A 20,466-nucleotide genomic window follows, 5' to 3' on the forward strand; every position below is an offset into this window, starting at 1 on the left:
ACACGCTCTCATCAGAGAGTCGCTGCAACCTCATCAGAGATTTCACCGTTGTGATACACTTCCTGCACGTCGTCGCAGTCTTCGAGCATATCGATCAGGCGCAGAAGTTTCGGTGCAGTTTCCGCATCCATGTCCGCTTTTGTTGATGGGATCATAGACACTTCAGCGTTGTCTGCTTTCAGACCCGCCGCTTCCAGCGCGTCACGTACCGCACCCATCTCTTCCCACGCGGTGTAGACGTCGATTGCGCCATCATCGAAGGTCACAACGTCTTCTGCACCGGCTTCCAGTGCCGCTTCCATGATCACATCTTCGTCGCCTTTCTCGAAGGAGATCACGCCTTTCTTGCTGAACAGATAAGAAACGGAACCGTCAGTTCCCAGGTTACCACCGGTTTTGGTAAACGCGTGACGCACTTCGGCTACGGTACGGTTACGGTTGTCGGACAGACACTCAACCATGACCGCAGTACCGCCAGGGCCGTAACCTTCATAAATGATGGTTTCCATGTTCGCGTCTTCATCACCGCCCACGCCACGTGCGATTGCACGGTTCAGGGTGTCACGCGTCATGTTATTAGACAGCGCTTTATCAACCGCCGCGCGCAAGCGCGGGTTAGAAGCCGGATCGCCGCCGCCCAGACGTGCCGCTGTTACCAGCTCACGAATGATTTTGGTAAAGATTTTACCGCGTTTGGCATCCTGTGCCGCTTTACGGTGTTTGGTGTTGGCCCACTTACTATGACCTGCCATAAAAAGTTCTCCAAAAATCGCGCCTTCTCAGGCTGCGTTAATTACAAATTCTTCAATCGCCTGCCGGTTGCTCCACGACTTGGTCAGAGCGGCGGCATCCGCCGCACTGACCCAGCGGTAGGTCAGGTGTTCGGTAAACACAACCTCACGTTCGTGGGGGAGTGCAAGACAGAACCACGATTCCGTATTCCGCTCGGTACCCGGCGCATAGCGATGACGTAAATGGCTAAAAATTTCAAACTCCACCGTGCGCTGACAGTCCTTCAGGGTCAGTTGCTCGCGGGCAACATCAATGGTGACCTCTTCCTTTACTTCACGCGCGGCGGCCTGCAGCGCGGTCTCCCCCTCTTCCAGACTGCCGGTTACCGACTGCCAGAAATCAGGGTCATCGCGCCGCTGCAACATCAGCACCCGCTTCGTGTCTTCTGCATAGATGACCACCAGGACCGAAACGGGCAGCTTATATGTCATATCAGTTTTTCTCTTCCTTCTTCACCACTTCAATGCCCAGCTCGGCCAGAGAGGCCGGGTTAGCAAAACTTGGTGCTTCGGTCATCAGACACGCCGCGGCAGTGGTTTTCGGGAAGGCAATAACATCACGAATGTTATCGGTACCGGTCAGCAGCATGGTCAGACGGTCAAGACCGAAGGCCAGACCCGCGTGCGGAGGCGTACCGTATTTCAGGGCGTCCAGCAGGAAGCCGAATTTCTCGCGCTGCTCCTGCTCATTGATGCCCAGAATGCCGAACACGGTCTGCTGCATGTCACCGCTGTGAATACGCACGGAACCACCGCCCACTTCGTAGCCGTTGATGACCATATCGTAGGCGTTCGCCACCGCGTCTTCCGGTGCGGCTTTCAACTCTGCGGCAGTCATGTCTTTCGGCGAGGTGAATGGATGGTGCATTGCGGTCAGACCATCTTCACCGTCGTCTTCAAACATTGGGAAGTCGATAACCCACAGCGGCGCCCATTTGTTCTCGTCGGTCAGGTTCAGGTCTTTACCGAGTTTCAGACGCAGGGCGCCCATCGCATCGGCAACCACTTTCTTGTTGTCCGCGCCGAAGAAGATCATGTCGCCGTCCTGCGCGCCAGTGCGCTCAAGGATCGCTTCCACGATGTCCGCGTTCAGGAATTTCGCGACCGGGCTGGTAATACCTTCCAGACCTTTTGCACGCTCGGTGACTTTAATATAGGCCAGACCTTTCGCGCCGTAGATCTTGATGAAGTTACCGTAGTCGTCAATCTGCTTACGGCTCAGTGCCGCACCGCCAGGTACACGCAGCGCAGCTACGCGACCTTTGGCATCGTTAGCCGGGCCAGCAAATACCGCAAACTCAACGGATTTAACCAGATCAGCAACGTCCACCAGCTCCATCGAGTTACGCAGATCTGGTTTGTCAGAACCGTAGCGACGCTCAGCTTCAGCGAAGGTCATGATTGGGAAATCGCCCAGCTCAACGCCTTTCACGTCGTTCCACAGGCTACGCACCAGAGCTTCCATCACTTCACGCACCTGCTCGGCGGTCATGAAGGAGGTTTCCACATCAATCTGGGTAAATTCTGGCTGGCGATCAGCACGCAGGTCTTCGTCACGGAAGCATTTTACGATCTGATAGTAGCGATCGAAACCAGACATCATCAGCAACTGTTTGAACAGCTGTGGAGACTGTGGCAGCGCGTAGAATTTACCTTTATGCACGCGGGATGGGACCAGGTAATCGCGCGCGCCTTCCGGCGTGGCTTTGGTCAGCATCGGGGTTTCGATATCCAGGAAACCGTGGTCATCCATAAAGCGACGCACCAGACTGGTGATTTTCGCGCGGGTTTTCAGGCGCTGAGCCATTTCCGGGCGACGCAGATCCAGATAGCGGTACTTCAGACGTGCTTCTTCAGTGTTGACGTGGTTAGAGTCCAGCGGCAGCGCTTCAGCACGGTTGATAATCACCAGATCGGACGCCAGCACTTCAATTGCGCCGGTCGCCATGTCTGCGTTGACGTTTTTCTCGTCACGCGCACGAACGGTGCCGGTGACCTGAATGCAGAACTCATTACGCAGCTCAGAAGCCAGTTTCAACGCATCTGCGCGATCCGGATCGAAGAACACCTGAACGATACCTTCGCGGTCACGCATATCAATGAAGATAAGGCTACCAAGATCACGACGGCGGTTGACCCAACCACACAGGGTTACCTGCTGTCCAACGTGGGACTGACGCAGCTGCCCGCAATATTCTGTACGCATGAGATATCCCTTAATTAGCCGCAGGCTAAATGTCGCCTGGTATGCAGGCTACTATGTCGCAGCTTTCTGTATGTCACAACTGGATGAAAAAAGGCGGCTATTATACTGGAAATTCCGCCGGACGATAAGAGCGAACCTCGGCCTGACGGTCGTTTGCTGCACTCTTATTGCGCATTCTCACAAAAATTAACAAAATTATCCGACCGGTAACAGGCCATCACGTCGTATGGTGTAGCGGAAGTGATTAATTTAACTGGAGTGACTATGTTAACACTCGATACCAGCAAAACCGCGCTTGTCGTCATTGATTTACAGGAAGGGATCCTGCCTTTTGCCGGAGGCCCACACACCGCAAATGATGTGGTCAGCCGCGCCGCTCGCCTGGCGGAAAAATGCCGCACAAGCGGAGCGCCTGTTGTCATGGTGCGCGTCGGCTGGTCCGCCGATTTTGCCGAAGCCTTAAAACAGCCCGTCGATGCGCAGATTGCGGCGCATTCGCTACCGGAAAACTGGTGGACGTATCCGGTCTCACTCGGCAAGCGTGACAGTGATATCGAAGTGACTAAACGCCAGTGGGGTGCATTTTACGGTACCGATCTGGAGCTGCAGCTGCGCCGTCGCGGAATCGACACCATCATTCTTTGTGGCATTTCCACCAACATCGGCGTGGAATCTACCGCCCGCAACGCGTGGGAACTGGGCTTTAACCTTGTGATTGCAGAAGATGCCTGCAGCGCGGCCTCTGCGGAACAGCACCAGGGCAGTATGACTCACATCTTCCCGCGCATCAGTCGTGTGCGCAGCACTGACGAGATCTTAAACGCGTTATGATGTATGTGGGCCTGCCCCAATGGTCGCACCCGAAATGGGTGCGCCTTGGCATCACCAGCCTTGAGGAATATGCCCGACACTTCAATTGCGTCGAGGGTAACACCACGCTGTATGCACTACCCAAAGCAGAGATTGTTGAACGCTGGCGCGAACAAACAACCGATGATTTCCGCTTCTGCTTTAAGTTTCCGGCAACCATCTCCCATAACGCGGCCCTGCGTCACTGCGATGATTTGACCGTCGAGTTCTTGAACAGAATGTCGCCGCTGGCAAACCGCATAGGTCAGTACTGGCTGCAGCTTCCCGCCGTCTTTGGCCCACGCGATCTGCCCGCGCTTTGGCAGTTTCTGGATACACTTCCCCGGGAATTTACCTATGGGGTTGAAGTCAGGCATCCTGCATTTTTTGCCAAAGGTGAAGAAGAGAAAGCGCTCAATCGCGGTCTGCTTGAGCGCTCAGTCAACCGTGTGATCCTCGACAGCCGTCCGGTGCATAGCGCCATTCCGCATAGCGAAGCCATCATTGATGCGCAACGCAAAAAGCCCAAAGTGCCTGTTCATGCCATCGTGACGGCTCATCACCCTATGGTCAGGTTTATAGGCAGCGATAACATGCAGCAAAATCAGGAGATGTTCGCCGTCTGGCTGCAAAAATTAGCGACGTGGGAACAGACCACCACGCCATATCTCTTCCTGCACACCCCGGATATCGCGCAGGCACCTGAACTGGTCGATGCTCTCTGGCAGGCCTTGCAGGCTGCGGTACCGTCCGTGGGCAGCGCCCCCGTCATCCCACAACAATCTTCTCTTTTCTGATATCACCCCCTATCATAGTAAAGTGCCATCTGCCAAAAAACAGGGAGTTTGTATGGTCAGCGCGCTGTATGCGGTATTAGGTGCATTGCTACTGATTAAGTTTTCATTTGATGTTGTGCGCCTCAGAATGCAGTACCGCGTCTCTTACGGTGACGGCGGATTTTCCGAGCTACAAAGCGCTATCCGCGTTCACGGCAATGCGGTCGAATACATCCCGGTGGCGTTAATTTTGCTGCTGTTTATGGAGATGAATGGCGCAGAAACCTGGATGGTGCACATCTGTGGCCTGCTTCTGCTTGCCGGCCGACTAATGCATTATTACGGTTTTCACCACCGCCTGTTTCGCTGGCGTCGTTCCGGCATGAGTGCGACGTGGTGTTCACTTTTGCTGATGGTGCTGGCTAACCTTTGGTATATGCCGTGGGAGTTGGTTTTCTCCTTCCATTAGCGCACAATACGCCACTTTATTTTTCCCGGATTTTTTACGTTATGTCAGATCGCGACACGCTTTTTTCCGCGCCTATCGCCAGCCTGGGCGACTGGACCTTCGATGAACGGGTAGCCGAAGTCTTCCCGGATATGATCCAGCGCTCTGTTCCCGGTTATTCCAATATTGTCTCGATGATCGGCATGCTGGCTGAGCGATTCGTTCAACCCGGCACAAAGGTCTATGACCTGGGCTGTTCGCTTGGCGCGGCAACGCTGTCGGTACGTCGTAACGTTCACCACGAAGGCTGCCGGATCATTGCCGTGGATAATTCCCCGGCAATGGTTGAACGCTGCCGTCGCCATATTGATGCTTACAAAGCCCCTACCCCGGTGGACGTCGTAGAAGGTGATATCCGTGAGATTGAGATCAATAACGCGTCGATGGTGGTGCTGAATTTTACCCTGCAGTTCCTGGTGCCTGAAGACCGTCAGCGACTGCTGGACAAAATTTATCAAGGGCTGAACCCTGGCGGTGCGCTGGTCCTTTCCGAAAAATTCAGCTTTGAAGACGCCGAGGTTGGCGAACTGCTGTTCAATATGCACCACGATTTCAAGCGTGCGAACGGTTACAGCGAGCTGGAGATCAGTCAGAAGCGTAGCATGCTCGAAAACGTGATGCTCACGGACTCCGTGGAGACCCATAAAGCGCGTCTGCGTCAGGCAGGATTTGAGCATAGCGAACTGTGGTTCCAGTGTTTCAACTTTGGCTCCCTGGTGGCACTGAAAGCGGGGGTTCCTGCATGATTGAGTTCGGCAACTTCTATCAGCTGATTGCGAAAAACCACCTTTCCCATTGGCTGGAAACCCTGCCGGCGCAGATTGCTACCTGGCAGCGCGATCAGCAGCACGGCCTGTTAAAGCAGTGGTCAAATGCAGTGGAGTTTCTTCCTGAACTGACACCTCACCGTCTGGATCTGCTGCATAGCGTGACCGCAGAAAGCGCAGAGCCTCTTTCCGCCGGGCAGACTAACCGCATCGAAACGTTGATGCGAAACCTGATGCCCTGGCGCAAAGGACCGTTTTCACTTTACGGTGTGAACATCAATACCGAATGGCGCTCAGACTGGAAATGGGATCGCGTTTTGCCGCATCTGTCCGATCTGACCGGACGTACCATTCTGGATGTCGGCTGCGGCAGTGGTTACCACATGTGGCGCATGATTGGCGCAGGTGCGCATCTGGCAGTGGGCATTGATCCGATGCAGCTGTTCCTGTGCCAGTTTGAGGCAGTGCGTAAATTGCTGGGTAACGACCAGCGCGCACACCTGCTGCCGTTGGGCATTGAGCAACTGCCAGCCCTGAAAGCCTTTGATACCGTGTTTTCCATGGGTGTGCTGTACCACCGCCGTTCCCCGCTGGAGCATCTATGGCAGCTTAAAGATCAGCTGGTCAGCGGTGGCGAACTGGTGCTGGAAACGCTGGTTATCGAAGGTGATGAGAATGCGGTTCTGGTGCCGGGTGACCGTTACGCGCAAATGCGAAATGTCTACTTCATCCCTTCCGCGCTGGCACTAAAAAACTGGCTTGAGAAGTGCGGGTTTGTGGATGTACGCATTGCAGATGTCTGCGTGACGTCAATCGAAGAACAGCGCCGCACCGACTGGATGATTACCGAATCGCTGGAGCAATTCCTTGACCCGGCCGATCACAGCAAAACCGTTGAAGGCTATCCTGCGCCGATGCGTGCGGTGTTGATTGCCACGAAGCCGTAGCCTTTTAGCCGTTGGTGGCCAACGCAGCTGCGGCTTGAAATATGAAGGATAAAAAAAGGCCCCTGTTGAAATTGCAGGGGCCTGGTACAAGCAAGCATCATATTGGGCGACATGATGCGCGGTAAAAATCGGTACGTTGCTACACGTGATGACGCTCAATCAGCGACTTCATTTCCGCAACCGACTCTCCCTCTACACCGTAGCGTGAATACTCATCCGCTTCAGCATCTGTCGACATTGACAACCCTGTATTGCGATAACGCATGGGAGACGGCATCCACTTGCCTGCCGAGCTGTGAAGCTCCTCTACCCCGGCGTTTAAAAACCGTTCCAGATTGCTGGCACGGACACCCGCACCCGCCATTATTATTGGAACACCAGAATGGGCTTTTAGTTCCGTAATTAATTGCAGACCTTTTTCCGCAGAGGACTGCTGCCCCGATGTCAGAATGCGTGCCACGCCCAGTTCGGTAAGCGAATCAAATGCTTGCAGGGGGTCTTTGCACATATCAAATGCGCGATGGAAAGTCACTGCCATCCCTTTCGCGGCATCCATGACCTGGCGCATACGTGGCATATCGACCTGACCGTCTTCATCAAGCAACCCGATAACCAGCCCGGGAAATCCCAGTTCACGAACCAGAGTGATATCTTCAAGCATGGCACTGAACTCGCCCGACGTGTAACAAAAATCACCGCCGCGAGGACGAATAATCGGGTGAACGGGAATGGTGACGGCCTGACGGGCAGACTTCAACATGCCGTAGGATGGCGTCAGCCCACCCTCTTTGGGTGCCGCGCACAGTTCGATGCGATCAGCACCGTGTTTTTGCGCAGTCACGGCACACTCCACGCTGTAACAACAAATCTCCAGCAGTGCCATTTAATCCTCCTGAAAGCCCACTAAACAAATCATCATGACACGCCGCCCGTTTTTAGTCCCGGCGTTGACTCACAACTCTCACGCTTCACTGGCAACAATCTGCTCAATGGTCCACGGGTGAAACTTCACGGTGACCTGTCCGTCCGTGACGGCCAGCGTCGGGTTAGGTAAACGCTCGCGTTCGCCTTTGGGTGAACTCGTTTTGACACAAATCCCCGGTTTGCTTAAGCCTTCATCAGATAACAAGGCCAGTGCGCGCGCGTTCAGTGTTTCTGGCTCACCCGGCAGAACAATTTCGATATGCTCCCAGCCTTCGTGCGGATAACGTTTTTCCCCCGGCCACGGCAGTTCAATCACAGTGAATTGCCAGTGCGCTACCTTCACGGGTTCATGCAGTTTAAACAGGCATATTGGGCGACCGTTAATAATGTTCTCAGAGAGCAGCTCACCGCACTGTTCAAAACCTCGACGCCAGCGCTCGGCGGTCGCATTTTGATGACAGCGCAAAGAGATGTGATCCGCTTCAAGCGGTGCGATATCCAGACCAAGGCGGGTGGCAAGTTCTGTGAACGCCTGGGTGAAGCGCGGTAAATCTGCGGAAATATCATGCAGTTCGTCAATGGAATGCCAGTTCGCCATAAGTCAGTCTCTTTTCATGTCGCAAAGCCGCTAATTTACTCTGTTGCCCAGTTTTGACCAACCGCAGAATACGGCTTTTTATGACTGCATGATTATGCACGCCTTCTTAGCCTGGATTCTGAACAATCTTCGGCCCGCGCAATGCTGACGCCAGAGGGCATTTGCAGTATACTCCCGCCCTAAATTCTATAACTGGCGCGGGTGGTTGTGAGCCCGCATCAAAAAAGTAAGGTATCCAGGTGAATATTCAGGCTCTTCTCTCCGAAAAAGTCAGTCAGGCACTGATTGCCGCAGGTGCACCTGCGGATTGCGAACCGCAGGTTCGTCAGTCAGCAAAAGTACAGTTTGGCGACTATCAGGCTAATGGCGTGATGGCAGTGGCTAAAAAACTGGGCATGCCGCCGCGACAACTCGCTGAGCAGGTACTGACGCATCTGGATCTCACCGGTATCGCCAGCAAAACCGAAATCGCCGGTCCGGGCTTTATCAACATCTTCCTGGAACCTGCTTTCCTGGCAAGCCACGTTGACGCGGCGCTGAAATCTGACCGCCTGGGTGTCTCCCAGCCGGAAGCGCAGACCGTTGTGATCGACTACTCTGCCCCGAACGTGGCGAAAGAGATGCACGTGGGTCACCTGCGCTCCACCATCATTGGTGATGCTGCCGTGCGTACCCTCGAATTCCTCGGTCACAAGGTGATCCGCGCGAACCACGTGGGCGATTGGGGTACTCAGTTCGGTATGCTGATTGCTTACCTGGAAAAACAGCAGCAGGAAAACGCGGGTGAAATGGCGCTGGCCGATCTCGAAGGGTTCTACCGCGAAGCCAAAAAACACTACGACGAAGACGAAGCTTTTGCCGAGCGCGCGCGCAGCTACGTAGTAAAACTGCAGGGCGGCGACCAGTACTTCCTCGAGATGTGGCGCAAGCTGGTTGACATTACGATGTCTCAGAACCAACTCACCTATAACCGTCTGAACGTCACCCTAACCCGTGATGACGTAATGGGTGAAAGCCTCTATAACCCAATGCTGCCCGGCATTGTGGCTGACCTGAAGGCCAAAAATCTGGCAGTTGAGAGCGAAGGCGCAACGGTCGTGTTCCTTGATGAGTATAAAAACAAGGAAGGTGAACCGATGGGCGTGATCATCCAGAAAAAGGATGGCGGCTATCTCTACACCACTACCGATATCGCCTGTGCAAAATACCGTTACGAAACGCTGCATGCCGACCGCGTGCTGTACTACATCGACTCCCGTCAGCACCAGCACCTGATGCAGGCGTGGACCATCGTGCGTAAAGCCGGTTACGTGCCGGATTGCGTTCCGCTGGAACACCATATGTTCGGCATGATGCTCGGTAAAGACGGCAAGCCGTTCAAAACCCGTGCGGGCGGTACCGTGAAGCTGTCCGACCTGCTGGACGAAGCGCTGGAACGCGCCCGTCGCCTGGTGGCGGAGAAGAACCCGGATATGCCTGCCGATGAGCTGGAAAAACTGGCGAATGCCGTGGGTATCGGTGCGGTTAAATACGCGGATCTTTCCAAGAACCGGACCACCGACTATATCTTCGACTGGGATAACATGCTGGCGTTTGAAGGCAACACCGCGCCGTACATGCAGTATGCCTACACCCGTGTGCTCTCTGTATTCCGTAAAGCCAATATCGACGAAAGCGTACTGGCGAATGCTGCCGTGACCATCACTGAAGATCGCGAAGCGCAGCTGGCAGCGCGTCTGCTGCAGTTTGAAGAGACACTGACGGTTGTGGCGCGAGACGGAACACCGCACGTGATGTGTGCTTACCTGTACGATTTGGCAGGCCTGTTCTCCGGCTTCTACGAGCACTGCCCTATCCTGTCTGCGGAAAGCGACGCGGTACGTAACAGCCGCCTGAAGCTGGCGCAGCTCACGGCGAAGACCCTGAAGCTGGGTCTGGATACCCTGGGTATCGAAACCGTAGAACGCATGTAATACAAAAAACCCGGCAAGCGCCGGGTTTCTTTTTTCACACCGTTAACGATAGTTAACGATGACAGCGTTACTCTGAACTTTCAGCGCCGGAATCAAACGCCCTCCACCCGGTACTTCCCAGATAAAACGCAAAGGTTCGATGGCCGGCACGCCATTAAATGCCTGTGTGGTGCCGTTCTCTCCGTCAATTTCCGTGCAGCGAGTCTGAGAGCAGAGACGTACCCGCAACCCTGCTGGCGTTGGGCCAATCAGCCTGTAGTTCCACACCACAAGCCCCATCTGGCCGGAAACCGGCTCAGAGGGCGATAACGGGTTTGATGACATGGCAACCCCGCGATTGCTGAGGGTCACGCCCATGCTGCTCGCCTGCCAGGTCCCTTCCCCGGCAGCCTGCGCCACCAGCGGGAAGAATAAGATCCATAACCACTTACGCATTATTTTCCTCCAATCGTCGCGGTCATGCGGATATGACGGTTATCCGACAGCTCCATATTTGACAGCACGACCAGTTGGTTCAGGCTACGACGCAGGAAGCGCGACAGCAGCGGACGCAGCGCATGGTTAACCAGCAGCACCGGCGGTGCTCCCAGCATCTCCTGACGCGCCAGCGCCTCCTGCGTTTGCGCCAGCAGGCGGTCCGCCAGACCCGGTTCCAGCCCGCCGCCACCCTGCAAGGCCTGCAGCAGCAGACGTTCAAGCGGCGTATCGAGACCAATAACCTGCACTTCTCCGGTTCCAGGGAACCACTGCTGGGTAATCGCTCGCCCCAGCGCCACGCGCACCACCGCGGTAAGCTCATGCGGATCGTTTTGTAACGGCGCATGTTCGGCAAGGGTTTCCAGAATGGTACGCATATCGCGGATCGGTACTTTCTCGTCGAGCAGGTTTTGCAACACTTTGTGCAGGGTAGTCAACGTCAGCACGCCCGGCACCAGATCTTCCGTCAGCTTCGGCATCTCCTGCGTGACGCGGTCAAGGAGCTGCTGCGCTTCCTGACGTCCAAACAGCTCTGCCGAGAATTGGCCAATCAGGTGATTAAGATGGGTTGCCACCACGGTACTGGCTTCGACTACCGTATACCCCTGAATTTGCGCCTGCTCTTTCAGCGCACTTTCAATCCAGATCGCGGCCAGACCAAAAGCCGGATCGATGGTTTGCTCGCCTGGCAATGTGCCTGCGGCGGTGCCGGGGTTAATCGCCAGCCAGCGTCCCGGATAGGCATCGCCGCTGCCGATTTCAACGCCTTTCATCAGGATGCGATAGCGCGCGGGCGGCAGGTCCATATTGTCGCGGATGTGTACCACCGGCGGCAGGAAGCCCATGTCCTGGGCGAATTTTTTACGGATACTGCGGATGCGGCCAAGCAGTTCGCCATCCTGCTGGAAATCGACCATCGGGATCAGGCGATACCCAACTTCCATACCCAGCGAATCTTCCAGCTGAACGTCATTCCAGGTCGCTTCGACAGCCTGGGTGTTCTCCGGCATTTTAACCGCAACAGGCTCGGCTGCCGGTTGGGTTTCACGCCCTCGCATCCACCAGGCAAGACCCAGCAGTGCCGCAGTGAACAGCAGGAACACGAGGTTTGGCATACCTGGGACCAGACCGAGTAACCCCAGTACCGCAGCGGCCAATAGCATGACGCGCGGGTTACTGAAGAGCTGGCCGACCATCTGCTCGCCAACGTCCTGATCGGTACTCACGCGGGTCACAATCACACCCGCCGCCGTGGAGATAACCAGCGCCGGGATCTGCGCGACCAGACCGTCACCGATGGTCAGCAGCGTATAACTCTCTGCCGCGTGGCCCATGTCCATGCCATGTTGCAGAACACCGACCAGCAGGCCACCCACCACGTTGATCACCATGATCAGAATGCCCGCGATGGCGTCACCGCGCACAAACTTACTCGCACCGTCCATGGAGCCGTAGAAGTCCGCTTCCTGCGTCACTTCCGCACGGCGTTTTTTCGCTTCATCTTCCGCGATAAGACCGGCGTTCAGGTCGGCATCAATCGCCATCTGCTTGCCTGGCATCCCGTCCAGCACAAAGCGCGCGCCCACTTCGGCGATACGCCCTGCACCCTTGGTGATAACCATAAAGTTGATGATTACGAGGATCACAAACACCACGATACCGATGGCGAAATTACCGCCTACCAGGAAGTGGCCGAAGGCCTCAACCACTTTACCCGCCGCAGCCGCACCCGTATGACCTTCCATCAGAATGATACGCGTGGAGGCCACGTTCAGCGCCAGTCGCAGCAAGGTGGTAAACAGCAGAATGGTCGGGAACGCCGCGAACTCAAGGGTACGCTGGGTGAACATCGCCACCAGCAGCACCATGATGGACAACGCAATGTTGAATGTGAAAAGCAAATCGAGGATGAATGCCGGGAGCGGCAGTACCATCATCGACAGAATTAGCAGGATGAGAATCGGCCCGGCAAGGATCTGCCATTGGGTCGATTTCAGGTTGCCGGGCAGGCGCAACATTGCCACCAGATTAGCCATCAGTGTCCTTCTCGTTCAAAAAATCCAGCGCTTCAGGCACCGGAAGGTTCTCAGGTTTCACAGGTCGTTGTCCGCCAGCCAGACGCCAGCGCTTCAACTGCCATACCCAGGCCAACACTTCCGCCACGGCGGCGTAGAGTTGTCCGGGGATCTGTTGTCCAATTTCCGCATGGCGGTATAAGGCACGCGCCAGCGGAGGGGCTTCCAGGATAGGTACACGGTGTTCAGTACCAATCTCACGAATGCGAAGTGCTATCAGACCCGCCCCTTTCGCCACCACTTTCGGCGCGCTCATTTTGTTTTCGTCATAGCGCAGCGCAACGGAATAGTGTGTCGGGTTGGTGACGATCACGTCAGCTTTTGGCACGTCTTCCATCATGCGTCGACGGGCAGCGGCGCGCTGCATCTGGCGGATACGCCCTTTGACGTGCGGGTCACCTTCCATCTGTTTGTATTCGTCACGGATATCCTGGCGTGACATGCGCAGTTTCTTGAAGTGGGTATAAAGCTGGAAGATCACGTCAAAACCCACCATCGGAATAATGCTGAGCACCACCAGCAGCGCGCAGAGTCCGACCAGGTTCAGCGCATTGCTCATTGCGGTGAGGGGGGATTCACTGATAAGACGCATCATTTCCGGCCAGTGGTACCAGAGGTAAAACCCCGCTGAACTCCCCATCAGTACCGATTTGAGAATGGCTTTGAGCAACTCCGCCCCGGTCTGCGCAGAGAACATTTTCGCAATGCCCGGCAGCGGGTTCAGTTTGGAAAATTTCGGCTGCAGCGATTTGGCACTAAAGACCAGACCACCCAGCATCACCGGCGAAACCAGCGCGACCAGCACAACCCCTGTAATCAGCGGCAGCAGTGCAACCATCGCCCCTTTTATTAGCTGGATAATCTGGCTGAGGATCAGATTCGGGTCATTGACCATGCTGTGGTCAAAACGTAAGCCAGTAGACAACATTCCCGCCAGTTTGCGGGCGAGCGACTCCCCACCCCACCAGATAATGCACACCCCTACGATAAGGATCAGCAGGGAAGTCAGTTCTCGGGATCGGGGGATCTGCCCTTCCTCACGCGCCTTTTCTAGTCGGTGGGGTGTGGGGGCTTCCGTTTTGTCGTCGTTCTCTTCTGCCACAGTGCATGCCCAACCTATTAAGTCACGGGTATCATGCCAGTGCAGCGAAAATCCAATGGCGGGAAAAGCCCGTTTATTCGGGCTCTTTTCAGTGATTTTGTCGTAAACCGCCTCAGACGGTGTTAACCCTCTGAGGCGGAATGGACAATCAGAAGCCGAGGCTGTCGAGCAGATCGTCCACCTGGTCCTGGCTTGCTACCACGCCCGCTTTGCTGGCGTCGAGCTGTGGACCATTGAGCAGGCTTTCGTTCTCGCGTTTTGGGCGGGCTGCAGGCTCTGGAATATTCTCCAGCAGCACCATCAGCAACTGACGTTCAATCTCCTGGATAACATCCATCATGCGCTTGATAACCTGACCGGTCAGGTCCTGGAAATCCTGCGCCATCATGATGTCCAGCAGTTGTGCGTTGGTGAAGCTGGTATGGCCAGGAACATCCCCCAGGAACTGACGGGTATCGGTAACCAGTTCACGGGCGTCCGCCAGTTCGATCGGATTCTCAAACCACTCATCCCAGCGTTTTGTCAGCGCTTTCGCGCCCTTTTCCATCGCGTCCTGGTGCGGTTGTGACGCTTCAACGCTGTTCAGCGCACGTTCAGCCGCCTGAGCAGTCATCTGCACGACATAGTCCAGGCGATCACGCGCATCAGGAATGGCTTCCGCCGCTTCGGCAATCGCCTGATCCAGCCCCAGTTCACGCAGGCTGTCACGCAGCATGCGCGTCAGGCTGCCGATGCGTACGATGATATCGCTCGGCGAGTGTTCTTCAACGGGTTTCATAGCAGGTTGCATCATAACCAACACCTCACATGCCGAGTTTCTCGAAGATCTTGCCGAGCTTCTCTTCCAGGGTCGCAGCAGTGAATGGCTTCACCACGTAGCCGCTTGCGCCCGCCTGTGCAGCGGCAATGATGTTCTCTTTTTTCGCTTCTGCGGTGACCATCAGAACCGGCAGAGACGCCATGCCCGCATCTGCACGAATGGTTTTCAGCAGTTCCAGACCATCCATGTTTGGCATGTTCCAGTCGGAGATAACAAAACCAAACCCACCCGCCTGCAGTTTGTTCAGCGCATCAACACCATCTTCTGCTTCTTCAACGTTGTTGAAGCCCAGCTCCTTCAGCAGGTTGCGTACAATGCGACGCATGGTGGAAAAGTCATCCACAACCAAAAACTTAAGCTCTTTATCCGCCATCTAATTCTACTCCTGAGTCAAATACGTATTGCCTGTCCGGCACTGATTTTCGCCAACATCTGCTGGCTTACCTGGCTAAGATCGACCACTTCGCTCACGCCACCCATATTGATGGCCTCGCGCGGCATGCCGAACACCACACAACTTGCTTCATTCTGCGCAATCGTCCAGGCGCCAGCCTGGTGCATTGCAAGCATTCCGGCGGCACCATCGTTGCCCATCCCCGTCAGGATCACCCCAACGGCGTTGCGCCCCGCATGTTTCGCCACCGAATGAAACAGCACATCCACCGACGGACGGTGCCGGTTGACCGGCGGCCCGTCATGAATTTTGATTTGATAGTTAGCGCCGCTGCGCGCCAGCTCCATATGTTTGTCACCCGGCGCAATATACGCATGCCCCGGGAGCACGCGTTCGCCGTCTTCCGCCTCTTTCACGCTGATCTGACACAGCTTGTTCAGACGTTCAGCGAACGAGCGGGTAAAGCCAGGCGGCATATGCTGAGTGATCAGAATACCCGGACTTGAAAGCGGCAATGGCTGGAGTACATGACGAATTGCCTCTGTTCCCCCGGTTGACGCCCCAATCACCAGCAGTTTTTCCGAGCTGAGCAATGGACCCGCCTTCAACGTTGCCGGTGCAACCATCGGTTTGTGAGCGGCGAGTTTCGCTCGCGATGCGGTACGGATCTTCTCTGCGATCATCTCGCTGTAGGCCAGCATTCCTTCACGAATGCCGAGCTGCGGTTTGGTGACAAAATCCACCGCCCCTAACTCCAGCGCGCGCAGCGTGATTTCCGATCCTTTTCCCGTCAGGGAGGAGACCATCACCACCGGCATCGGGCGCAGTCGCATTAATTTTTCCAGAAAATCTATGCCATCCATGCGCGGCATCTCGACATCCAGCGTTAGCACATCGGGGTTATATTTTTTAATTAAATCCCGCGCTACCAGCGGATCCGGCGCTGTTGCCACCATCTCCATGTCGCTGTGGCTATTGATGATTTCAGTCATTATCTGGCGCATCAGCGCCGAATCATCGACAGACAATACCCTGATTTTACTCATGCTTTTTCCTTACTCAGCGCATATACCGTTTGCCCACGCAGGCTAAACTCACGCACGAGGTTGCTGAAGTTTTCCGAGTGCCCGGCAAACAGTAAACCGTCAGGCTTGAGCAACGGAACAAACCGACGCAGAATGTCCTGTTGCGTCGTTTTATCAAAATAGATCATGACGTTACGGCAAAAAATAGCGTCAAAAGGTCCCGGCACGTTGTACTGCTTATCCAGCAGGTTAACGGGCGCAAATTCGACGCAGTTCGCCAGTTCCTGGCGTACGCGTACCAGGCCTTCATGTGGACCGGTTCCACGCATGAAATAACGCTGTAGCTGTTGCGGTGACAGCGTTTTCAACTCATCCTGGCGATAAACACCGTTACGCGCCTTCTCCAGTACCTCGGTGTCGATATCGCTGGCGTAGACTTTCCAGCGTCCGGGTGCCATGCCCAGGGTATCGGCAAGGGTGATTGCCAGCGAGTACGGCTCTTCACCCGTCGAGGCTGCCGCGCTCCAGACGCGATACTCCCCGGTGCGGCGACGCGCGTGCTCTGCCAGGACCGGGAAGTGGTGCGCTTCACGGAAAAACGCCGTCAGGTTCGTGGTTAATGAGTTAATAAAAGCCTGCCACTCGGCGCTGTTCTGGTTCGCTTCGAGCATGCTCAGATAGCGACCAAAGTCATCCAGCCCCAGCGTACGCAAGCGCCGCACCAGACGGTTGTAAACCATGTCTCGCTTATGATCCGCAAGCACGATCCCCGCACGCTGGTAGATTAACTGACATATCCGACGGAAATGCGCGTCGGACAGCGCGAGGCGCTGTGTCATCTGCAACAATAATGACGTTTGCCCGGAGGGCATTGGTGATGTCATAGCGCCTTCTTAATTACATTCAGGATACAACTGGCACGGCCTGCGACCGCCCGACTTCTGTTACTGCTTCAACGTGCTCTTTCACATTAAATACCGCGACCAGTCCGGTGAGATGATCCGCCTGGCTGGCCAGCTGATCGGTTGCCGCTGCCGCTTCCTCAACTAACGAGGCGTTCTGTTGCGTGACCTGATCCATCTGACTGACTGCCTGAGCAACCTGCTCAATCCCGCGACGCTGTTCGTCCGACGCCGAGGCAATTTCGCCCATGATGTCGTTCACCCGCGTGACAGAGGTGACGATCTCGTGCATGGTTTGTGCCGCCGTATCGACCAGCGTAGAGCCCTGCTGGACGCGTGAAACCGACTCTTCTATCAGCACCTTAATCTCTTTCGCCGCGTTGGCACTTCGGCTTGCCAGGTTACGCACTTCACCCGCCACCACCGCAAAACCACGACCCTGTTCACCGGCGCGCGCCGCTTCGACAGCGGCATTGAGCGCCAGAATGTTGGTCTGGAAGGCGATACCGTCAATCACGCTGATGATGTCACCAATTTTCTGCGAACTGGTGGCAATCTCCTGCATGGTGCTCGCAACATGAGACGCCTGATCCCCACCCTTTTTCGCCGTCATTGCTGCCTGTTTCGACAGGTCAGACGCCTGACGCGCGTTATCAGCGTTCTGACTTACCGTCGCAGTCAGTTGCTCCATACTGGCTGCCGTCTGCGCCAGGGAGGCCGCCTGCTGCTCGGTACGGGACGAGAGATCGTTATTGCCTGCCGCAATCTCTGAAATCCCGGTGTGCATGGCATAACTGCCCTGACGCACATCGGATACCGTTTCCCGCAGCGATCCCTGCATCGCCTTCAGGCTGGCAAAGATCGCCGAAATTTCGTTCTTGCCATAAACCGCCACCGGACGCGCCAGATTCCGCTTCGCAATACTGTCGAAGTGGCTGCTGATAATCGCCAGCGGCTGCACAATCATTTTGCGAGACCAGATCAGTGCCCCGCCGGTCAGAAGCGCCGCCAAAATCACCACCACGGCAAAAATCACGCCGGACATGTGGTAGCTCATTTTGCTGTCTTCCTCTGCACGTTGAACAAACTGGTTAATATCCTGCTGCCACGCGTTAAAGCTGCCATCAAACGCCGCCTGAGACGCCTGAACCGGTGCGGTCATAAAATCTGACAGCTGGTTGTTCTCAAGCCAGGTTGCCTGGTGGTCCAGATCGCTGTACCACTGTTCAAAGTTCTTTTTCATGGCAGCCTTTAGCGTTTTCTCTTTCTCGCTAACGGCTTCCTGCGCCGTAAAGGCTTTAAACTGCCCGTCTGCCTGTTTCAGGCTGTCACGCGCGGTCGCCATCAGCGCTTTGATGTCATCCGGCGGATAACTCAGCGCGGTTAAGGTTCCCGCCTTATTCAGCACAGTGCTTGCCTGCAACAGCACGGCACGCGTTTGTGCCAGTGCGGAGCGCTGCTGATTACTCGCCTCAACTTCCTGCAAATTCTGATAGCCATCGCGAAACGCCCAAAAAGACAACCCGTTACTGCCAACCTGCAACACACCGCAAAGGATCAGAATCAAAAACAGTGTGGTCGAGATACGAATACGATTTAACATCCACGCTCCCATCAAGCGGCAAGCAGCCGCGGTTTAATTGTCAGTCAAAATGTTTCCCAGTTTTCATCTTGTCCGGTCGTCGCAGCACGGGTACGGGTTGCCGCTGATTCTGCAGCGGGCACACGATAGGTGGCTTGCGGGGTGACCGTGTTTCCAGCGAGTGAAGCGAGACGAAACGCCGAGACGGCCATCTTCAGACGGCTCGCCTGGTCTTCCAGGGCAGCAGCAGCCGCAGCGGACTCCTGCACCAGCGCGGCGTTTTGTTGTGTCACGCGATCCATTTCCGATACCGCCAGAGCAACCTGGTCGATACCACGACTCTGCTCGTCAGATGCAGAGGCGATTTCACCCATGATGTCCGTTACGCGAGTAACAGCATTCACGATGTCATTCATGGTTTCCCCGGCACTTTCTACCAGCACGGAGCCGGTATCCACGCGGGAAACGGAATCTTCAATCAACGCTTTGATCTCTTTCGCCGCATTGGCACTGCGACTGGCGAGGTTACGCACTTCACCCGCGACCACGGCAAACCCACGCCCCTGCTCGCCCGCACGTGCCGCTTCCACGGCGGCGTTCAGCGCAAGGATGTTGGTCTGGAAAGCAATGCCATCGATGACGCTAATGATGTCGGCGATTTTCTTCGAGCTGTCGGCGATTTCGTGCATGGTTTTCACCACGCCATCCACCACGCGACCACCACGTTGCGCCGTCTCAGAGGCACTTTCAGCCAGTTGAGAAGCCTGACGGGCGTTATCGGCGTTCTGCTTCACGGTCGCGGTAAGTTGTTCCATGCTGGCGGCCGTCTCTTCCAGGGCGGATGCCTGCTCTTCAGTACGGGAAGAGAGATCGTTATTCCCCAGCGCAATTTCGCTGGTGCCGGTATAGATAGCCTCCGACCCGTTTCGCACGTTGGCGACGGTTTCAATTAATGAACGCTGCATATGGTCAACGCTGTTGGCCAGTTCGGTGATCTCATTGCGCCCGGAAACGGTCAGCGTTTTGGTCAGGTCGCCACCGGCAATTTCACGAATGTGGGCAATGACGCGGCCGAGAGGGTTCAGCAGGATATGGCGAATGCCGTACCAGACCGCGACCAGCACAATGACCAGCGCCAGCGCCATCACGGCCATCTGCCATTTCGCAAAGCGATAGTCATTCTGGCTTTCGGTAAAGGCCGAGTGATACAGATCGCTACTGACCTTCGCATATTCCCCCAGCGCCGCGCCGAGTGCGTTTTGCATCCCTTGCGTTGGCTGCGCGAAATAGGCGTCCATGTTGCCGCTTTCCAGGAACTGAATCAGCTCCGTGAGACCGGCATTGTAGGCGTTGTATTTTTCGTCAATATTCTGGCTCACCTGCTCCATAGCGGGCTGCGGGGGGATCTTTTTGAAGGCGTCGTAATGTTTTGCGGCGTCAGCGAGAGTAGCACGGGCATTTTTCAACAGATCGGTTTTCGCGCTGCTCTGCTGATTATTCGGATCCATCATCATGCGCGCGGACGAGCGGCTCAGATTGATACGCGTTTGCAGCATCAGATCCCACGTCGACGTGAGTTCACTCTGCTGCAGGCGGAGATCGTTCGAGGCCGCGAAACTGTCCTGGTTCTGTTTTAATGACGAGAAAAAAAGCCCGCCGGAGATGAGCTGAAGAAGTGCGAAAATGACCAGCACCATCATGAGCATTGTGACAACGCGGATACGGTTCAACATACAACACCTTCTCATAG

The 20,466-nt window shown here is 55.5% G+C and carries 20 protein-coding genes; 6 read left to right on the forward strand and 14 right to left on the reverse strand.

The features are described from left to right. Positions 1-11: 11 nt before the first annotated feature. Genes ACLHV8_RS12860 through aspS form a run of 3 tightly spaced genes read right to left on the reverse strand, consistent with a single transcriptional unit; the run spans position 12 to position 2,997 of the window. Positions 12-752 carry a YebC/PmpR family DNA-binding transcriptional regulator gene (locus tag ACLHV8_RS12860; protein ID WP_028018629.1) on the reverse strand — a complete coding sequence of 247 codons (741 nt, stop codon included), beginning with the start codon at positions 750-752 and terminating at the stop codon, positions 12-14. Between the two features lie 27 nt (positions 753-779). Further along, complete coding sequence (gene nudB / locus ACLHV8_RS12865) at positions 780-1,223, reverse strand: dihydroneopterin triphosphate diphosphatase (protein ID WP_028018628.1); 444 nt, start codon at positions 1,221-1,223, stop codon at positions 780-782. 1 nt (position 1,224) lies between these two features. Next, positions 1,225-2,997: an aspartate--tRNA ligase gene (gene aspS / locus ACLHV8_RS12870; RefSeq protein WP_410376921.1), complete on the reverse strand. Its 1,773-nt coding sequence runs from the start codon at positions 2,995-2,997 to the stop codon at positions 1,225-1,227. A 264-nt stretch (positions 2,998-3,261) separates the two neighbouring features. On the opposite strand from aspS, the gene ACLHV8_RS12875 reads away from it, so the two are divergent. From ACLHV8_RS12875 to cmoB, 5 genes are read left to right on the forward strand one after another with little or no spacing between them, the layout of a single operon-like run. Next, positions 3,262-3,828, forward strand: coding sequence for a hydrolase (locus ACLHV8_RS12875; RefSeq protein WP_049008480.1), 567 nt, complete (start codon positions 3,262-3,264; stop codon positions 3,826-3,828). Then, positions 3,825-4,643 carry a DUF72 domain-containing protein gene (locus tag ACLHV8_RS12880; RefSeq protein ID WP_108089678.1) on the forward strand — a complete coding sequence of 273 codons (819 nt, stop codon included), beginning with the start codon at positions 3,825-3,827 and terminating at the stop codon, positions 4,641-4,643. The genes ACLHV8_RS12875 and ACLHV8_RS12880 overlap by 4 nt, the downstream gene beginning before the upstream one ends. A gap of 52 nt (positions 4,644-4,695) precedes the next feature. After that, positions 4,696-5,091, forward strand: coding sequence for an MAPEG family protein (locus ACLHV8_RS12885; RefSeq protein ID WP_028018624.1), 396 nt, complete (start codon positions 4,696-4,698; stop codon positions 5,089-5,091). 41 nt (positions 5,092-5,132) lie between these two features. Then, complete coding sequence (cmoA, locus tag ACLHV8_RS12890) at positions 5,133-5,876, forward strand: carboxy-S-adenosyl-L-methionine synthase CmoA (RefSeq protein ID WP_049006641.1); 744 nt, start codon at positions 5,133-5,135, stop codon at positions 5,874-5,876. Continuing rightward, positions 5,873-6,844: a tRNA 5-methoxyuridine(34)/uridine 5-oxyacetic acid(34) synthase CmoB gene (cmoB, locus tag ACLHV8_RS12895; RefSeq protein WP_028018622.1), complete on the forward strand. Its 972-nt coding sequence runs from the start codon at positions 5,873-5,875 to the stop codon at positions 6,842-6,844. Before cmoA ends, cmoB begins: the two co-directional genes overlap by 4 nt. Before the next feature lie 139 nt (positions 6,845-6,983). On the opposite strand, the gene cutC is transcribed toward cmoB, so the two are convergent. Together cutC and ACLHV8_RS12905 are read right to left on the reverse strand one after the other, a co-directional pair. After that, on the reverse strand, positions 6,984-7,727 hold the full coding sequence (gene cutC / locus ACLHV8_RS12900) for a copper homeostasis protein CutC (RefSeq protein ID WP_028018621.1): 744 nt from the start codon (positions 7,725-7,727) through the stop codon (positions 6,984-6,986). A gap of 78 nt (positions 7,728-7,805) precedes the next feature. Beyond that, on the reverse strand, positions 7,806-8,366 hold the full coding sequence (locus ACLHV8_RS12905) for a VOC family protein (protein ID WP_208594404.1): 561 nt from the start codon (positions 8,364-8,366) through the stop codon (positions 7,806-7,808). Positions 8,367-8,605: 239 nt separating this feature from the next. Here ACLHV8_RS12905 and argS point away from each other — a divergent pair, with 239 nt between their 5' ends. Further along, on the forward strand, positions 8,606-10,339 hold the full coding sequence (gene argS, locus ACLHV8_RS12910) for an arginine--tRNA ligase (protein WP_028018619.1): 1,734 nt from the start codon (positions 8,606-8,608) through the stop codon (positions 10,337-10,339). A 42-nt stretch (positions 10,340-10,381) separates the two neighbouring features. Here the strand turns inward: argS and ACLHV8_RS12915 are convergent, their stop codons facing one another. From ACLHV8_RS12915 to tar, 9 genes are all read right to left on the reverse strand, one after another. Further along, positions 10,382-10,774, reverse strand: coding sequence for a flagellar protein FlhE (locus ACLHV8_RS12915; RefSeq protein ID WP_049006633.1), 393 nt, complete (start codon positions 10,772-10,774; stop codon positions 10,382-10,384). Then, the gene (flhA, locus tag ACLHV8_RS12920) at positions 10,774-12,852 is read right to left on the reverse strand and encodes a flagellar biosynthesis protein FlhA (protein WP_028018617.1); all 2,079 of its coding nucleotides are present in this window, start codon (positions 12,850-12,852) and stop codon (positions 10,774-10,776) included. The genes ACLHV8_RS12915 and flhA overlap by 1 nt, the downstream gene beginning before the upstream one ends. Next, entirely contained in the window at positions 12,845-13,993 is a 1,149-nt protein-coding gene (gene flhB, locus ACLHV8_RS12925) for a flagellar biosynthesis protein FlhB (protein WP_028018616.1), read from the reverse strand. Before flhB ends, flhA begins: the two co-directional genes overlap by 8 nt. Positions 13,994-14,141: 148 nt before the next feature. Then, positions 14,142-14,786 carry a protein phosphatase CheZ gene (gene cheZ, locus ACLHV8_RS12930; RefSeq protein ID WP_008500432.1) on the reverse strand — a complete coding sequence of 215 codons (645 nt, stop codon included), beginning with the start codon at positions 14,784-14,786 and terminating at the stop codon, positions 14,142-14,144. Between the two features lie 10 nt (positions 14,787-14,796). Next, the gene (gene cheY / locus ACLHV8_RS12935) at positions 14,797-15,186 is read right to left on the reverse strand and encodes a chemotaxis response regulator CheY (protein WP_000763862.1); all 390 of its coding nucleotides are present in this window, start codon (positions 15,184-15,186) and stop codon (positions 14,797-14,799) included. Positions 15,187-15,203: 17 nt separating this feature from the next. Further along, the gene (locus ACLHV8_RS12940) at positions 15,204-16,253 is read right to left on the reverse strand and encodes a chemotaxis response regulator protein-glutamate methylesterase (protein ID WP_028018615.1); all 1,050 of its coding nucleotides are present in this window, start codon (positions 16,251-16,253) and stop codon (positions 15,204-15,206) included. After that, positions 16,250-17,116, reverse strand: a complete 867-nt coding sequence (cheR, locus tag ACLHV8_RS12945; RefSeq protein WP_028018614.1) for a protein-glutamate O-methyltransferase CheR — start codon at positions 17,114-17,116, stop codon at positions 16,250-16,252. The genes ACLHV8_RS12940 and cheR overlap by 4 nt, the downstream gene beginning before the upstream one ends. Before the next feature lie 19 nt (positions 17,117-17,135). After that, a complete protein-coding gene (gene tap / locus ACLHV8_RS12950; protein ID WP_410376922.1) occupies positions 17,136-18,737 on the reverse strand; it encodes a methyl-accepting chemotaxis protein IV in 1,602 nt (533 codons plus the stop codon). 44 nt (positions 18,738-18,781) lie between these two features. Next, positions 18,782-20,449, reverse strand: a complete 1,668-nt coding sequence (tar, locus tag ACLHV8_RS12955) for a methyl-accepting chemotaxis protein II (RefSeq protein ID WP_208594402.1) — start codon at positions 20,447-20,449, stop codon at positions 18,782-18,784. Between the last annotated feature and the right edge of the window lie 17 nt (positions 20,450-20,466).

Source organism: Enterobacter sp. CPE_E863 (assembly GCF_046521465.1).
Lineage (GTDB): Bacteria > Pseudomonadota > Gammaproteobacteria > Enterobacterales > Enterobacteriaceae > Enterobacter > Enterobacter adelaidei.

What these genes read in the sequence shown, in the direction of transcription:
- cheZ (WP_008500432.1), bottom strand. Translation starts at nt 14,786, where the DNA reads ATGATGCAACCTGCTATGAAACCCGTTGAAGAACACTCGCCGAGCGAT.
- cheR (WP_028018614.1), bottom strand. Translation starts at nt 17,116, where the DNA reads ATGACATCACCAATGCCCTCCGGGCAAACGTCATTATTGTTGCAGATG.
- cutC (WP_028018621.1), bottom strand. Translation starts at nt 7,727, where the DNA reads ATGGCACTGCTGGAGATTTGTTGTTACAGCGTGGAGTGTGCCGTGACT.
- cmoB (WP_028018622.1), top strand. Translation starts at nt 5,873, where the DNA reads ATGATTGAGTTCGGCAACTTCTATCAGCTGATTGCGAAAAACCACCTT.
- ACLHV8_RS12875 (WP_049008480.1), top strand. Translation starts at nt 3,262, where the DNA reads ATGTTAACACTCGATACCAGCAAAACCGCGCTTGTCGTCATTGATTTA.
- cmoA (WP_049006641.1), top strand. Translation starts at nt 5,133, where the DNA reads ATGTCAGATCGCGACACGCTTTTTTCCGCGCCTATCGCCAGCCTGGGC.
- tar (WP_208594402.1), bottom strand. Translation starts at nt 20,449, where the DNA reads ATGTTGAACCGTATCCGCGTTGTCACAATGCTCATGATGGTGCTGGTC.
- aspS (WP_410376921.1), bottom strand. Translation starts at nt 2,997, where the DNA reads ATGCGTACAGAATATTGCGGGCAGCTGCGTCAGTCCCACGTTGGACAG.
- ACLHV8_RS12885 (WP_028018624.1), top strand. Translation starts at nt 4,696, where the DNA reads ATGGTCAGCGCGCTGTATGCGGTATTAGGTGCATTGCTACTGATTAAG.
- flhA (WP_028018617.1), bottom strand. Translation starts at nt 12,852, where the DNA reads ATGGCTAATCTGGTGGCAATGTTGCGCCTGCCCGGCAACCTGAAATCG.
- ACLHV8_RS12880 (WP_108089678.1), top strand. Translation starts at nt 3,825, where the DNA reads ATGATGTATGTGGGCCTGCCCCAATGGTCGCACCCGAAATGGGTGCGC.
- tap (WP_410376922.1), bottom strand. Translation starts at nt 18,737, where the DNA reads ATGTTAAATCGTATTCGTATCTCGACCACACTGTTTTTGATTCTGATC.
- nudB (WP_028018628.1), bottom strand. Translation starts at nt 1,223, where the DNA reads ATGACATATAAGCTGCCCGTTTCGGTCCTGGTGGTCATCTATGCAGAA.
- ACLHV8_RS12860 (WP_028018629.1), bottom strand. Translation starts at nt 752, where the DNA reads ATGGCAGGTCATAGTAAGTGGGCCAACACCAAACACCGTAAAGCGGCA.
- cheY (WP_000763862.1), bottom strand. Translation starts at nt 15,186, where the DNA reads ATGGCGGATAAAGAGCTTAAGTTTTTGGTTGTGGATGACTTTTCCACC.
- ACLHV8_RS12940 (WP_028018615.1), bottom strand. Translation starts at nt 16,253, where the DNA reads ATGAGTAAAATCAGGGTATTGTCTGTCGATGATTCGGCGCTGATGCGC.
- ACLHV8_RS12905 (WP_208594404.1), bottom strand. Translation starts at nt 8,366, where the DNA reads ATGGCGAACTGGCATTCCATTGACGAACTGCATGATATTTCCGCAGAT.
- ACLHV8_RS12915 (WP_049006633.1), bottom strand. Translation starts at nt 10,774, where the DNA reads ATGCGTAAGTGGTTATGGATCTTATTCTTCCCGCTGGTGGCGCAGGCT.